The 13,772-nt window shown below is 64.7% G+C and carries 13 protein-coding genes; 4 read left to right on the forward strand and 9 right to left on the reverse strand.

Going from position 1 to position 13,772, the window contains the following annotated elements; all coding sequences use genetic code 11:
* Nucleotides 1–159: 159 nt before the first annotated feature.
* The 6 genes from AABB87_RS14475 to AABB87_RS14500 all read right to left on the reverse strand — a co-directional run bounded on the left by AABB87_RS14475 (nucleotide 160) and on the right by AABB87_RS14500 (nucleotide 6,469).
* Entirely contained in the window at nucleotides 160–540 is a 381-nt protein-coding gene (locus AABB87_RS14475; protein ID WP_341971885.1) for a nuclear transport factor 2 family protein, read from the reverse strand.
* A gap of 47 nt (nucleotides 541–587) precedes the next feature.
* Nucleotides 588–1,553 (reverse strand): ion transporter, encoded by a 966-nt coding sequence (locus AABB87_RS14480; RefSeq protein ID WP_341971886.1) that lies wholly within the window; start codon nucleotides 1,551–1,553, stop codon nucleotides 588–590.
* Between the two features lie 282 nt (nucleotides 1,554–1,835).
* Nucleotides 1,836–2,597, reverse strand: a complete 762-nt coding sequence (locus tag AABB87_RS14485; RefSeq protein WP_341971887.1) for a PEP-CTERM sorting domain-containing protein — start codon at nucleotides 2,595–2,597, stop codon at nucleotides 1,836–1,838.
* Nucleotides 2,598–2,746: 149 nt separating this feature from the next.
* Nucleotides 2,747–3,097 carry a hypothetical protein gene (locus AABB87_RS14490; protein WP_341971888.1) on the reverse strand — a complete coding sequence of 117 codons (351 nt, stop codon included), beginning with the start codon at nucleotides 3,095–3,097 and terminating at the stop codon, nucleotides 2,747–2,749.
* A complete protein-coding gene (locus tag AABB87_RS14495; RefSeq protein WP_341971889.1) occupies nucleotides 3,094–5,892 on the reverse strand; it encodes a serine/threonine protein kinase in 2,799 nt (932 codons plus the stop codon). Before AABB87_RS14495 ends, AABB87_RS14490 begins: the two co-directional genes overlap by 4 nt.
* A gap of 10 nt (nucleotides 5,893–5,902) precedes the next feature.
* Nucleotides 5,903–6,469, reverse strand: coding sequence for an ECF-type sigma factor (locus tag AABB87_RS14500; RefSeq protein WP_341971890.1), 567 nt, complete (start codon nucleotides 6,467–6,469; stop codon nucleotides 5,903–5,905).
* A 335-nt stretch (nucleotides 6,470–6,804) separates the two neighbouring features.
* On the opposite strand from AABB87_RS14500, the gene AABB87_RS14505 reads away from it, so the two are divergent.
* Both AABB87_RS14505 and AABB87_RS14510 read left to right on the forward strand, forming a co-directional pair.
* The gene (locus AABB87_RS14505; RefSeq protein WP_341971891.1) at nucleotides 6,805–7,356 is read left to right on the forward strand and encodes a hypothetical protein; all 552 of its coding nucleotides are present in this window, start codon (nucleotides 6,805–6,807) and stop codon (nucleotides 7,354–7,356) included.
* A 134-nt stretch (nucleotides 7,357–7,490) separates the two neighbouring features.
* Nucleotides 7,491–9,215, forward strand: coding sequence for an alkaline phosphatase family protein (locus tag AABB87_RS14510; RefSeq protein WP_341971892.1), 1,725 nt, complete (start codon nucleotides 7,491–7,493; stop codon nucleotides 9,213–9,215).
* Nucleotides 9,216–9,263: 48 nt separating this feature from the next.
* Here AABB87_RS14510 and AABB87_RS14515 read toward each other — a convergent pair whose 3' ends face one another.
* Entirely contained in the window at nucleotides 9,264–10,103 is an 840-nt protein-coding gene (locus AABB87_RS14515) for a substrate-binding periplasmic protein (protein ID WP_341971893.1), read from the reverse strand.
* Nucleotides 10,104–10,173: 70 nt separating this feature from the next.
* Here AABB87_RS14515 and trhA point away from each other — a divergent pair, with 70 nt between their 5' ends.
* Nucleotides 10,174–10,812 (forward strand): PAQR family membrane homeostasis protein TrhA, encoded by a 639-nt coding sequence (trhA, locus tag AABB87_RS14520; protein ID WP_341971894.1) that lies wholly within the window; start codon nucleotides 10,174–10,176, stop codon nucleotides 10,810–10,812.
* 21 nt (nucleotides 10,813–10,833) lie between these two features.
* Here trhA and AABB87_RS14525 read toward each other — a convergent pair whose 3' ends face one another.
* The gene (locus AABB87_RS14525) at nucleotides 10,834–11,757 is read right to left on the reverse strand and encodes a GGDEF domain-containing protein (RefSeq protein ID WP_341971895.1); all 924 of its coding nucleotides are present in this window, start codon (nucleotides 11,755–11,757) and stop codon (nucleotides 10,834–10,836) included.
* Nucleotides 11,758–11,832: 75 nt separating this feature from the next.
* Nucleotides 11,833–12,636: a head GIN domain-containing protein gene (locus AABB87_RS14530; RefSeq protein ID WP_341971896.1), complete on the reverse strand. Its 804-nt coding sequence runs from the start codon at nucleotides 12,634–12,636 to the stop codon at nucleotides 11,833–11,835.
* A 192-nt stretch (nucleotides 12,637–12,828) separates the two neighbouring features.
* Between AABB87_RS14530 and ypfJ the strand changes: the two genes are divergently transcribed.
* On the forward strand, nucleotides 12,829–13,713 hold the full coding sequence (gene ypfJ, locus AABB87_RS14535) for a KPN_02809 family neutral zinc metallopeptidase (RefSeq protein ID WP_341971897.1): 885 nt from the start codon (nucleotides 12,829–12,831) through the stop codon (nucleotides 13,711–13,713).
* The last annotated feature ends 59 nt before the right edge of the window (nucleotides 13,714–13,772 follow it).

A 13,772-nucleotide genomic window follows, 5' to 3' on the forward strand; every position in this document is an offset into this window, starting at 1 on the left:
GGACCCCGCAGGGGCCAGGCATTCGGGGCGGCTTCTTTGCCTTCTTTCTTGGGCGCCCAAGAAAGAAGGTCGCCCGCGGGGGCGAAATCCCCGCAACCCAACTTCGACTCCAACAACCGAGAGTTAGACCACCAAGAACAAAGGCAACTCCCCCCGCCTTCACGGCAAGAAGAAATACACCTCCGCGATCAAGCCCTCCCGGCATCGATACACCACCGCCACCTGCTGCACACCCTCACCCCGGCCATGCACCCGCTCATGGTCAATCACCGTATCGCCCATCACGATGCGCTGCGTCACTTCCGCCTGCACTTGCGGGGCGGCAAAAGGGCCTTGGCGGTAAAGCTCACGAAAGGCCGCTCGCCCCTGCAACTGCGGCTGCAAAGGCAATGGCGGCATGGCCGCGCCGCTAGCCAAGCGCCAAACCCGCACATCCTCGCTGTAGCAGGCCACAAACGAGTCCAAATCCTTCGCGTTGTAGGCCAGCAATTGGGCTTGTGCCAGTTCTTCCGCCGTGCGCATCATCGTCGTCCTGCTCATCCCCTGGGCCTTCATCGATTCACTCATTGAGTCATTCATTCAGTCATTCACTCGCTGTGATACGTGGGCAACTTGGCCCCGCAATTGCGGCAAAACTTCGAGTCCGGTTGATGCCCCTCGGTCAGGCACTCATGGCAAGTGCGCGTTGTCGTTTTGGGTGGGAACTGAAAGCGCTGGGCGCTCATTTCGGCGGTCACGATGCCGGTCGGCACCGCCAGCACGCCCCAGCCCATCAACATCATCAGCGAGGCAATCGCGCGGCCCAAATCCGTCTTGGGCGTCAGGTCGCCATAGCCCACCGTCGTCAGCGTGGTGATGGCCCAGTACACCCCCACCGGGATGCTGGTGAAACCATGTTCCGGCCCCTCAACGATGAACATCACCGTGCCCATGATCAGCACCACCATCAGCACCGCCGACAAGAACACAAAAATCTTGCGCCCGCTGGCTCGCAAGGCCCGGCCCAGGCTGATGTATTCCTGCAGATAAGCCTGCAGCTTGAGGATGCGAAACACCCGCAGCAAGCGCAGCACCCGCACATCCACCAGCGCATACAAGCTGGGCTCAAAAATCGCGAGGTAAGTGGGCAGCACCGCCAGCAAATCCACCAGGCCGTAAAAGCTCAGCGCATAGCGCAGCGGGTGGCGCACACACAGCAGGCGCAAGACGTATTCCGCCGTGAAGGCTGCGGTGAAGAAGTACTCAAAGCCGGTGAGCCAGGGGCCGTAGCGGCCGCGCAAATTGCCCACGCTTTCCAGCATCACCAGGGCCACGCTCAGCAGCACCATCAGGATCAGCGCCAAATCAAAGCGCCGGCCGGCCCGCGTGTCGGCCTCAAAAATGATGGTGTAGCAACGCAGGCGCCAGCCGCTCAGCGGCTTGCCGAATTCAGCGTTGGGTGCAGAGCTGTTGGCTGCAGCGGCTCTGCCTGCGGCGGCCCGAGCGGCCGAAGGCTGGTGCGCCGCAGGGGCGGCGGAAGAGCGAGAAGCGGAGGAGGAGTTTTTGCGCGCCATCCCCCAAGCCTAACTGAGGGCGGCTTGAGTTCAGCCGTCGAGTTGGCGAACAAGCTAGGTGCCCTTGTTCTGGACTTCCGGCCACCCGCCACCGCCTCGGCAGCACTCAGTGTGCGAGGCGCGTCGGCGACGGGTTTCTGCAAAAGCGCATTGCACAGCACCGCCGCTAGAGCGGTTGGGGTCAGGGCCGTTGGGAGCGGTTGGCGCGGTCGAGGTCTGGCCTCAAATTTAAACTTCAACGTAAAGGCCTGACCCCGTTCCGACCTTCCGTCCCTGAAAAGTTCAACGCGCCTGCGCAGGCCGACCCTTGCGGCGCAGGCGCCAGGCTAGGCCCAGGCCCAGGCCGCCGAGCAGCGCGAAGGCTGCGCTTGACGGTTCGGGCACGGCGGCCAACATCGTGCCGTTGAGCACAAAAGGCAGTTCCACGCCGACTTGGCTGCCGGCATCCAGGATGGCGGCGAAGCTGCTGCCGGCCGCCGAATACATGGCATTGCCAAGGCGAGCGTCCGAGGTGGGCGCCGTCCAAGGCCCGGAGCTGAGCGAGCCTGTCATGCTCCAGCGCAACCAGTAGTGCCCAGCGCTCAGGCTCACATCGGCGATGTCGGCGCTGGCGCGGTAAATTGGCCGGGTTTTGTCGGTCAAGTTGCTCTCGGTGACCCGGTAGCCGAGCAGGCCGCCGTTGCTCAGCGCGGTGATGCCGCTGGCGATGACGCTGCCGTTGTTTGCGTCGCCGGCCAGGATGCTCCAGCTGACGTCCTTCAGTGTGAAGGCTGTGGCGTTGTTCTGCAGCGCAAAGAAGTCGATGCTGCTGATCAGCCAGCCCGCGCCAGTGACGGTGAAGTCCTCGGCCAGTGCGTTCTTGGAAGCGGATTTCGCGCTGAAGCTGAAGGTCGCGGCCTTGGCGGCCCTGATCGACAAGCCGTTCGCGTCCACTACCGGGCCGTTGTTGTACAGCTCGGCGGCGCTTGCCCAGCCGGGCGCGGCGCTCATCAAAACAGTGCTGAGGGCCAGCGCGGCTGGGCGGAGGAGGGCGAGTTGCTTCATGCGGTCTGCTACCAGTCTGTGAGCTTGTGTGTTTGCTTGCTTGCTTTGTATGGCCGAACTCAAATCGCGAAGCAAAAAAAACCACAAGGCTTGCGCTTGTTCGGCGCGCGCAGTATCGCAGCCCGGCAAGTCAGCTCAGCGGACCGAAATCATTCCGGATCGTTTCTGATGAGCGGGTCATGGCTCAGGCTGCGGCCGCTGCTGTCTTCCACCACATTGATGGTGAAGTTCAGCGTGGCTGCCTTGGAGCAGCGGTCGCGCATAAAGACCTGGGTCGCGCTGACCGCCCACAGGTCGGGGAAGTCGGTCGTCGCCTCGCTGAAGACGATGGGCGCTGCGGGTTCGAAGCTATAGCCCGGCGTGGCCAGATCAAACTCGATCAGGCCGTTGCTGGTGCGGACGGTGATTTCGGCGGGGACGGTGGTGACCGTGGGCGGGTCGGTGGCGTCGCTGACGTTGACGGTGAAGGTGAAGACCGGTTTGTCGCTAGGTGTTGTCATGGTTTCCCTGTTGGCTGAGCTGAAGAAGTTGGCGCCTTTTGCAGCAGCGTTCGGAGTCGGAGGTAGTCCGGGTGCCGATAGCTGGAGGCCTCCAGCTTTTCGGCCAGCCGGCGCGCTTCTTCAATTGCATTCAAGCGGAAATGGGCCAATGCGGTCACGGCCAGCGCCGGCGCATCTGATTTTGTGACATCTGCACGCAAGCGCTCGACGGCCGCTTGCCAATGCAACTTGGCTTCGGTGACTTCGCTACTGCCCAAAAGCTCACCCAAGCTCAGTTCGACTCGGGCCAGTATCAGGCGCTGGTCTTTGTTGATGCGCGTGCCAGCCTGGATGCGTGCCTGCATATCGGCCATGTAGCTGGTCATCTCGGCGCTCAGCGCGTGGACTTGTGCTTCGCTGCGTTCGATCTGTGCTCGAAGCCACAGCAGACGACCACGCAAACTGCCTTGCCACTTCATCTGCTTGGCGTCCGTGGCCAGCAATAGAGCAATATCTGTCTTGAGCTGGTTCAGCAAGGGGGTCAGGTCTTGCCCACCACGGGCCACGCGGATTTCGGCCAAGCCTAAGCGCAGGGAGCAGAGTCTTTCCAAGGTATCAAGATTGCTCGTGTCTGCCGCAGTCAGCAGTTCGAGTTGTGCGACCGCCTTTTCGGATTCCTGCTGGGCAGCTTCGTTGTTCCCCGTAAAGAAAAGGGAACGGCTGACGTCATGATGAGCGTTGGCCTCTTGGTCCTGCATCAAGTGGTCCTGATCGCGGTTGGGAATGCCGCTCAGCACAGCCAGCTTGTTCTGGTCGGCCGCAAGGGCCTGCGTATAGCTTCCCAGGTATTGATGCGCCCGCGAGATCCAGCCCAGCGTTGAAATCTGTTGATCCCGCAAATCGGCTTGCGTCTTGGCCAGGTCCTCATAGACAAGCAAAGCCTCTTGGAAGTTTTGCAATGCCGCCTGAGCCTGACCGGCCTGCAGCTGCAAGATACCCAGGTTGCCCCTCGCATGCGCCCGCTCGGCCAGCCAATCCGGCTTGCCCGCCGCCAGCGGCCCAAGCTGCTCGGCCAATTCCAGGTAGCGCTTGAACTGCTTTTCGGCCTGCTCCGCCTGGCCCTGCCGCCTGGCGGCATCGCCAACCCAGAACACGCTTTGCGCATGGTCATAAATGCGCTGGCCGTCTTTGGGCGCGCGCTGCAGCAGTTCGGCAGTGCTGCCGGCGGCCGCGTCATACATGCGGCTGGCCTCGTCGAGCTTGCCGCGTTGCTGGGCAATCTGGCCCATCAGGTGCAGCGCCCGGGCGCGCCGGCCCAGTGCGTCAGCGTCCAGGCGGCCGGTTTGCTGGGCGGCGTAATAGCCCAGCGCCTTTTCGCCCACGGCATCCAACACATCCAGCCGGCCCACCGGCTCCAGCTTTTTGCGCAGATCGCCGAGCATGAATTCGATCAGGCCCTCGGCCTGGGCGCGTTGCGCTTGCGCCTCCTGGCCCTGGCGCAGCGCCACGCCGATGCTGACGCTCAGTGTCAGCAGACCCAGGGTGCCGGCCGCCACGGCGACGCGATGACGGCGCACAAACTTGGACAGGATGTAGGCGGCGCTGTCCGGCCGCGCGCTGATGGGCTCATGCGCCAGCCAGCGGCGCAGTTCCTCGCTCAGGGCGGCGGCATTGGCGTAACGCTCGGCGGGCACTTTTTTGAGCGCCTTGGCGACGATGGTGTCCAGATCGCCGCGCAGTTCGCGGGCGGCTCTCTTTTTGCTGAGGTCTTGCGCTTTGCCTTCCGCACTCTTGCCGCGCACGGCTTCGGAGAGTTTTTTGGGTTCCACCTCGACGATGCCGCGCATGCGCTCCAGCGGGGTGGTGTTGGCGTCGTTGTCGTTGGTGGCGGTGGGGTGGCGGCCGCTGAGCAGCAGGTAAAGCAGCACGCCCAGGGCATAGACGTCGGTGGCGGTGGTGACTTCGCTGCCTTGCACTTGCTCGGGCGCGGCGTAGCGGGGCGTGAAGGCGCGGCCGGCTTGCTGGGTGAGTTCGGAGGCGGCGCCGGCACTGGTGGCTGAACCCGTACCGGCACCCCCAGCAGCCGCGCCTGCCTCGTCGCTGGCTTCCAGCAGCTTGGCGATGCCGAAGTCCAGCAGCTTGACCTCGCCGTTAGCGGTCACGAGGATGTTGGACGGCTTCAGGTCGCGGTGCAGGATCAGCCGCGTGTGGGCGTGGGCCACGGCGGCCAGCACATCGCGAAACAGCAGCACGCGGGCGCGGGTGTCCAGGCCACGGCTGTCGCAGTATTGGTCGATGGGCTGGCCGGCGATGTATTCCAGCACCAGATAGGGGGCTTTGCTTTCGGCGGCCAGGCCGGCGTCCAGCAGGCGGGCGATGTGCGGGTGGGCCAGGCGGGCGAGGATTTGCCCTTCGCGGGCGAAGCGGCCGGCGTCCCCCGGGCCGACGAGGCCGGCCGAGAGGAATTTGATCGCCACCTCGCCCTCGAAGCGCCCGTCGGTGCGCCGCGCCAGCCACACCGCGCCCATGCCGCCATGGCCAATCTCGCGCACCAGGGTGTAGGCGCCCACCAGTTGGCCGGCGGCCAGGGTGTGGGCGGCCAGGCCGAGCAAGGGGGTGGCCAGATAGTCGGCCGCCTCTTGCTTGGCCTGGCGGGCTAGCAGCTCGGCCAGGTCGGCGGCCAACTCGGGGTCCTGGCGGTGCAGGGCCATCAGGCGGCTGGCGCGGGCGCTGAGGTCCAGGTCCAGCAATTCGTCCAGCAGGGGGCTGAGCTCGGGCCAGCGGGCTTTGTTGATGATGCGCTTGGCTTGACTCATCGGGGGCAATTCACTCTTGCAGGGCGAGGGAGAGAAACAGCCGGGCTTTTTGCCAGTCGCGCTGCACGGTGCGTTCGGTCAGGCCCAGGGCCTCGGCGATTTCGGCCTCCAGCAGGCCGCCGAAGTAGCGCATCTCTACCACCTGGGCCAGGCGCGGCTCAAGCGCAGCCAATTCGTCCAGGGCTTCATGCACGCGCAGGATTTCGTCGTCGCGCTGCTGGGGCAGCTCGGCATGGGCGGTGTTGAGGGTGATGTGGGTTTGCCCGCCGCCACGGCGCTCGGCGCTGGCGGCGCGCACCAGGTCGATGACGATGTGGTGCATGGTTTTGGCGGCGTAGGCCAGGAAGTGGCGGCGGTCGGCAAAGTCCAGCCCGGCTTGGGCTTGCAGGCGCAAATAGGTTTCATGCACCAGGCCGGTGGCGTCCAGCAGGGTCAGCTCGCCCGATTTGTGCAGGCGGCTGCGCGCCAGGCGCTGCATCTCGCCATACAAAAGGCTGAGCGCGCGCTCGCCCGCCTGGGTGTCGCCCGCGGCGGCGGCTTGCAGCATCTGGGTGATGTCGCTGGCGCTGGTGTTCACGTGATCCTCAATCCCTCGGTGTCTGTCTGACTGTTTTTTATCTGATTCTTGCCTCGGCACCGTGGGGCCGGGGTGGCGGCTGCGGGTGACGTGGGGGCAGGTCTTGCCCGGGCGGCGTGGCGCCTTTGCCCTCACTCTAGCGCCTGGCTTGCAGGGGCGGCAGTGCCGGCTAAAAAATTTTGCAATTCGGATGTCGGGTTTGTCGGCGGCAATCCGTTTTAAGCAATGAGGGCATGTTTGCGTGGCAAGGTCTGGGGAGGCCTGCATGGAGAACGCACCGCGCAGACATGGCCTCAATCCATTGCAGAACAAACGAAACCACGAGTTCGCCGCGCATGTTTCAGCCTACCGACAACGCCATTGCCTCTGCCGCCTCCGCCGCACGTTTGAGCTTGGTGGCAACGCCCGCGCCAGCCGGCGCACGCAAGCGCCCGGGCCGGCCGGAGGTTCTGAGCGTGGCGGACGAGGCGGGCTTGCTGAAATTGCTGCAGCGCGAGTTGGTGGCCAGCCGCCGCTGCGGCGCCGAGCCGGCTTTGCTGCTGATTGCCATTCAGGGCTTGAGCAGCCACGGCCAGCAACTCGTCACCCCAGCCCATTTGAACGGTGCGCGCCACGCCCTGGGCGAGCGCCTGCGCGGCCGGGTGCGCAGCCATGATGTGGTGGTGCGCCTGGACGCCAGCCAGTACGCGGTGATCCTGGGCAATATGGCCCAGGCCCGGCCCGAGTTGGTGCAGCAGCGTTTGCAGCAGCAGTTGGCGGGCACTTACGAGATCGAAGGCCAATGCGTCAGCCTGAGCCTGCGCATGGCCAGTGCCTGCGGCGAGCGCCAACGCCTCAGCGCGGCGGAGTTGCTGGCGCTGGCGCAGGGCCGCTTGCAGGGCCAGTAATCGGCAGCCCGGCCTTTGCTGGGCGAGCAGCGAGCGCGCGGCGCGAAAAACTGGCGGGCGCAGAGCGGCGCAAGCTGCTGTGATCGCCAGTGAATCGACTAAGCTTGCGGGCTGCGAAAACAATAAACAGCCCCATGTTCAAGCTCAAAATTTCATTCGTCCTGCTGGCCAGCAGCGCCCTTCTGGGTTGCGCGTCCGGCGGCAAACCAGCACTGCAGGCTACCAGCGCCGATAAGGCCCCGCTGATCGCCAAGGCGGGCCAGGATGTGGCGCCGCCCAAGCTGGTCGTCTTCATGGTGGTGGACGGTTTGCCGATGCGCCAGGTGCTGAACTACCGGGACCAACTGCAGCCCGATGGCTTCAAGCGCTTTCTCGACCGTGGCACCTGGTTTGCCAATGCCCATTACGGCCATGGCCACACCGTCACGGCGGCTGGCCACGCGGTGATGTTGACGGGCGCTTACCCGCAGCGCACCAGCATCATCAGCAATGAATGGCGTGACCCCAAAACCGGCGAGATGGTCTATTGCACCCAGGATACGGCGCACACCTACATCGGCAACAAGACCGCCCCGCTGGCAGGCACCAGCCCACGCAATCTGCGCGCCGAGACGGTGGGCGATGTGCTGCGCGGCGTGGACCCTGCGGCCAAGGTGATTGCCGTCTCCGGCAAAGACCGCGGCGCCATCCTGCCGGCCGGCCACAAGGGCACGGCCTATATGTATATGAGTGAGACGGGCCAGTTCGCCTCGAGCACTTACTACATGCCCGCCCACCCGCAGTGGGTCAAGGACTTCAATGCCGCCAAGCCGGCCGACGCCTTCTTCGGCAAGACCTGGGCGCCGCTGCTGCCCGAAGCGGCCTATGCCCGCTCGGTGCCGGACGGTCAGTTCTGGCAAGTCAACTCGGGCAATGGCAACAAGCTGCCGGCCATCTTGGGTGACAAGCACGAGAAGCCCGGCCCCTTGTTCTACGCCAATATCTTGCCCTCACCTTTTGGTGACGAGCTGACCCTGGCCTTTGCCCGCGCCGCCATCGAAGGCGAGGGCCTGGGCGGCGGTGTGCGCGCCAAGACCGATATCTTGTCGGTGAGCCTGTCCAGCCATGACTATGTGAACCATGCTTTCGGGCCGGAGTCGCGCCTCTCGCACGACCATTTCCTGCATCTGGACCGCTATCTGCAAGGCTTCTTCCAGTATCTGGACGCCAAGGTCGGCGCCGGCAACTATGTGGCCGTGCTGACCGCCGACCACGGCTTTGCCGACACGCCCGAGTGGGCCAAGTCGCAGGGCCGTGATGCGGACCGGGTCAACCCGGCGCAGGTGCTGTCTTGGGTGAATAGCGGTTTGGTGAAGAAGTTCGGCGAGGGCCGCTGGGCCACCGCCTTCTCGGCCGCCGGTGTTTTGTTTGACGACAAGCTGATGGCCGCCAAGGGCGTCAAGCCCGCTGATGTCTACGAAGAAACCAAGGCTTTGCTGCTGCAGATGAAGGGTGTTGCCGATGTCTTCACGCTGGCGCAGCTGCAGGGTACGGATACGCAGACGCCGTATCTGGCAGCGATGCGCAAGTCCTGGCACCCGGATGTGGCCGCGCCGGTGCAGATCCTGGTCAAGCCGGGTTGGTTGTTCGGCTCCCGTGTCGGCGGCAGCTCGCATGGCACGCCGTATGAGTACGACACCCATGTGCCCATCCTGAGCTGGGGCCCGGCCTGGGTGGGGCGTGGCGAGGTGAAAACGCCGGTGGAAGTGGCTGATATTGCGCCGACCCTGGCGAACATCTTGCATGTGCGCTCGCCCGCGCAAGCGCAGGGTCGGGTCTTGCCCCTGCCCAAGCCCGCCGTCGCTGCGGAATTGAAGTAAGTCTGCTGGCTTCGCCCAGCCAGGGCGGGCCTGCCGGCCCTGGCCGCCTTATTCCAGGCTGAGCATGGGATAGCGGGCGATGATGGCCGCCATCGCCCCGTCGCGCCGCATGGCATCGAAAGCCTGTTGCAGCTTGTGCCGCAGCGCCGGCTCGGAGGCCAAGTTCAGCGCCATCGACGAGGCCGTTTCGCGCAGCTTCAAAACCGGCTCTAGATCGGCGAAGTTATAGCCGTGCTGCTTGAGCATGGCCGGGGCCAGCACCCGGCTGATGGCCAGCAACTCGACCCGGTCGGAGAACAGGCGCCGCAGGGCGATGCTGTAGTCGGTGCTGCGGTCGAGGTGCTGTTCGCTGTCCAGCCCCAGGGAAAGCATCTCGCGCTCCGAGATGTCGCCCATCACCACCGCGGTGCGGTATTGGCGCAGGTCCTGCACGCTGCTGACGTTGACATCCAGCCTGGCCTTGCGCCGGAACACCATGCCGTGGCGTTTGGAGATGGCGCCCAGCCAGTAGAAGGCTTTCTCACGCTCGGGCAGGCGCACGATGGTGGGGATCAGCACGGCAGAGTCGCCTCGCGCCTTGGCCATCACCCGCTGCCAAGACGAAAACTCGAACTTGGGGCTCAGCTCGGCCCGCCGCAGCATTTCGCGCACCAGCTCCACCGCATAACCGGCGGGCTCGCCTTGCCCATCGCGGAAGGAAAAGGGCGGCAATTCCTCCATCATGACGCTCAGGCTGGGCTCGCTGTCGGCCGCCTTGGCTTCCCCGCGAGCTGCCGCCATCGCCATGCCCGCAGTGGCAGCCAACAAGTGGCGCCGCGTCAGGCTCGGCTCCGCCCAGCCGTGACCGGTGCTGCCAAGTGGCGGATTTAAGCGGGCGGGGTCTGACATGGCGCAAGTGCTTGTCGAATCTGAGGGGCCTTGTCGTCAACGGTCACATGAAGACTGTAAGAATGCCTGCATGAGCGCACGAAATCAATCTTTGGGCGAAGAGATTGCCAACGCCATCAGTCATGGCCTGGGCTTTTTGCTGGCCGTGGCGTCTTTGCCCATCCTCAGCATTGCCGCGGCGCGGCAGGGCGAAACACGCCATGTGGTGGCGGCCTGTGTGTTCTCGCTCACCATGATGCTGCTGTATCTGGTGTCCACGCTGTTTCACGCCATGCCGGAGGGCCGAGCCAAGCTGTGGCTGAACCGGTTGGATCATGCCGCCATCTATTTATTCATCGCCGGCAGCTACACGCCCTTCGCCCTGGGCGTTTTGCATGGGGCTTGGGGCTGGACGCTGTTTGGCTTGGTGTGGGGATTTGCCGGCCTGGGCGTGACGGCCAAGCTGTTCAACCGCCTGCGCCACCCGCTCTGGTCAACCGGGCTGTATGTGGCGATGGGTTGGCTGGTGATCTTTGCCCTGGGGCCTTTGACGGCGCGCATGGCCGCCGCTGGCTTGGCCTGGCTGGTCGCGGGCGGCGTGGCCTACACCTTGGGGGCGATCGTGTTTCTGCTGGATGGCCGCATCCGCTATGGCCATTTCATCTGGCACTTGTTCGTGCTGGCCGGCAGCGGCTGCCATTTCTTTGCTGCGCTCTGGTACGCGGTTTAGCACGCAGGATTTAGCGCGCCCTCATTCGGCCAGCACGTAGCGATTGCGGCCGGCCAGCTTGGCGCCGTAGAGCGCCGCATCGGCACGGCACAGCAGGGTTTCGGTGTTTTCGCCCCAGCTGGCTTGCGCCAAGCCCACCGAGCAGTGGTAGCCTAGCTCTGGATGATCCGGCAGGGGCCGGGCCTTGCGCACCCGCTCCAGCAAGCGCTCGATGATGGCTTGGGCCTGCGGCAGACCGGCGGCCGGTAGGATCAGCAAAAACTCATCACCCCCGAGGCGGGCACAGCCGTCCTCGCGGCGGCTGCCGGCCTGGAGCTGGCGGGCGAAGTCGATCAAGGCCAGATCGCCGGCCGCGTGGCCGAGGCTGTCATTGATCTGCTTGAAGTCGTCCAGATCGAGCAGGGCGACGCAGAGCGGCCAGGGCTCGCTGTCCATCAGGGCTTGATCCAGCAGTTGCAGGCCGTGGCGGCGGTTGCTCAGGCCGGTCAGCGCGTCGGTATTGGCGGCGGCCAGGGCCTTGACGTGGGCTTGGCGCAGGGCGCGGCCTTCTTGGCGCAGATTGCTGATATCGCTGGCGACGCACAGCATCCAGCCCTGTTGCTGAATGCTTTCGGTCATCCAGATCCAGCGCCCGTCGCACAGGTCGGCCTCGAAGGCCCGGTGCGCTGTTTTGCCGCGGCGGGAATGCACATTGGCGATCCAGGCCTCGATGTCTTGGGTTTCGATGCAGGCGCCGCGCCGGTGGGCGTAGTTGTCGCGCATCATGTCGGACCAGCTCATTTGCCCGTCGGGCTGCACGGCATAAGCGGCGCGAAACGCGCGGTTGGCATAGCGCAGCACATCCTGCGCATCAAACAGCGCCACCAGCAAGGGACTTTCTTCATGCATGCCGAGCAAGATGCCGGCCAATTCATCCTGCACTTGCAGGCCTTGCATGTCGCTCATCGACACCTCCAGAGAATGGCCCTATTCTGAGCCAATCAGCGGCGCGCGGCGGGAAAGTCTGGTGGCTAGTGCGCCTCAGCGTCGGTTGATCTCGCCCGAGCCGCTGACGTTTTGTTTGAGTACCGGGCGCCCGGCATAGCTCAAGTCGCCCGAGCCCTGCAAGGTGGCGTCGAGGTTTTGGGTTACGCCCAGGCTCAGGTCACCTGAGCCGCTCAGCTGGGCCCGGGCGCTGCTGCCGTTGAGGCTGCGCGCGTCCACATCGCCCGAACCCTGCAGCAGCCAGTTCTGCCGCTCGGCACGGCCGGCCACCGTGCAGTCGCCTGAGCCGGACAGCTTGGCGTCGAGCTCGTTCACCTCCAGCAAGCCGATGCGCAAGTCGCCCGAGCCATTCAGGCTCAGGCTGAGCTTGTCGCCCTTGAACTTGTCGATGGCAATATCGCCGGAGCCGCTGGACACCAGGGTTTGCAGGTTTTTGCTGTCCACCCACACGGTGGGGGCGTAGCGGGTGCTGAAGCCCGTGCCGGGCAGCAAACGCAGGATCAGGGTGTCGTCTTCGACGCGGGTGTCGATCAGAGGCTCGATATTGTCATCGGCGGAGACGCGGGCGGCGTCGGTGCTGGCCTGACTCAGGCGCACATTCATCGGGCCTTCGAGCCGCAGCTTGCTGAAGGGGCGCAGGGTGCGCGCCTTCTCGACGATCACGCCCGAGCCCTTGATGCGCTTGCCGGCGGGGCCGTAGTCCGTCGGACCGCTGAAACTGGCCGTCCAGCTATTGCCGTGGTTTTTGATGCGCAATTCCCAGTCATTGCTGTCGGCGGCGTGGCTGAGTCCAGTCAGTGCGAGCAGTGCTGTGGCGGCGATCAGTTTGAACTTGGGCATGGCGGCTCCTTGGCGTGGCATTTTGGCAATCGGTGGCGCCTTTGAAGGCACCAGCAAAGGGTGAGAATTGCCCGCAGTGTGGCGTTGACCATGCCGCCGCACCAAGCGGGACGCGACAGGCCGCACAATCCGCGGCACAGACGGTAGCGCCGCTGGGCGTGGAACAGAGCAGAACAGCACAAGGAGCCCAAGATGAAGTGGGAAGGTCAGCGCGAGAGCGAGAACGTCCAGGATTTACGGGGCAGCAGTGGAGGCAGTGGCGGCGGCCGGGGATTCGGCGGTGGCCGCGGCATCGGCTTGGGCGGCATCGTCATCGCTTTGCTGGCTTCCTGGGCCTTTGGCATCAATCCCATGACAGTCTTGGGCTTGCTTAGTGGGGGCGGCGCGCCGCAGTCCGAGCCCACGGCGCAGCACGCGCCTGGGGCTAAGCCGCAAGATTCTGCCGGACGCTTTGTCAGCGTGGTATTGGCAGACACCGAAGATGTGTGGGGCAGCTACTTCGCCGCCCAACAGCAGCAGTACGCGCCGCCCAAGCTGAGCCTGTTTCGCGGCAGCTACAAGACCGCCTGCGGCATGGGTGAGTCGGCCATGGGCCCGTTTTACTGCCCGGCCGACCGCACGGTCTATATCGATCTGGCGTTCTACGACACCTTGCGCACCCGTTTGGGCGCGCCGGGCGACTTTGCCCAAGCCTATGTGATTGCCCACGAAGTTGGTCACCACTTACAGAATTTGCAAGGCACGACCGAGAAGTTGGATCGCGCCCGCCAGCGGGTTTCCGAGCGTGACTACAACGCGTTGAGCGTGCGCCTGGAGTTGCAGGCGGATTGCTATGCCGGCGTTTGGGCCAAACACTCGCAGCAAAGCAAGGGTTGGCTGGAGCAGGGCGACATCGAGGAGGCGCTCAATGCCGCCGCCCAAATTGGCGACGACAAATTGCAGCGCCAGGCGCAGGGCCGGGTCGTGCCCGAAAGCTTCACCCACGGCAGCAGCGAGCAGCGCGTGCGCTGGTTCAAGACCGGCCTGGCAGCGGGTGAGCTGAAGGCTTGCAACACCTTTGGTGCCGGCGCTGTCTGAGCTTGGCCCCGGGAGAATTCCCGAATTGCCGAAATATCGCCTCAATTCAAGGGACACCA

Source organism: Roseateles sp. PN1 (assembly GCF_038419725.1).
Taxonomy (GTDB): domain Bacteria; phylum Pseudomonadota; class Gammaproteobacteria; order Burkholderiales; family Burkholderiaceae_C; genus Paucibacter_A.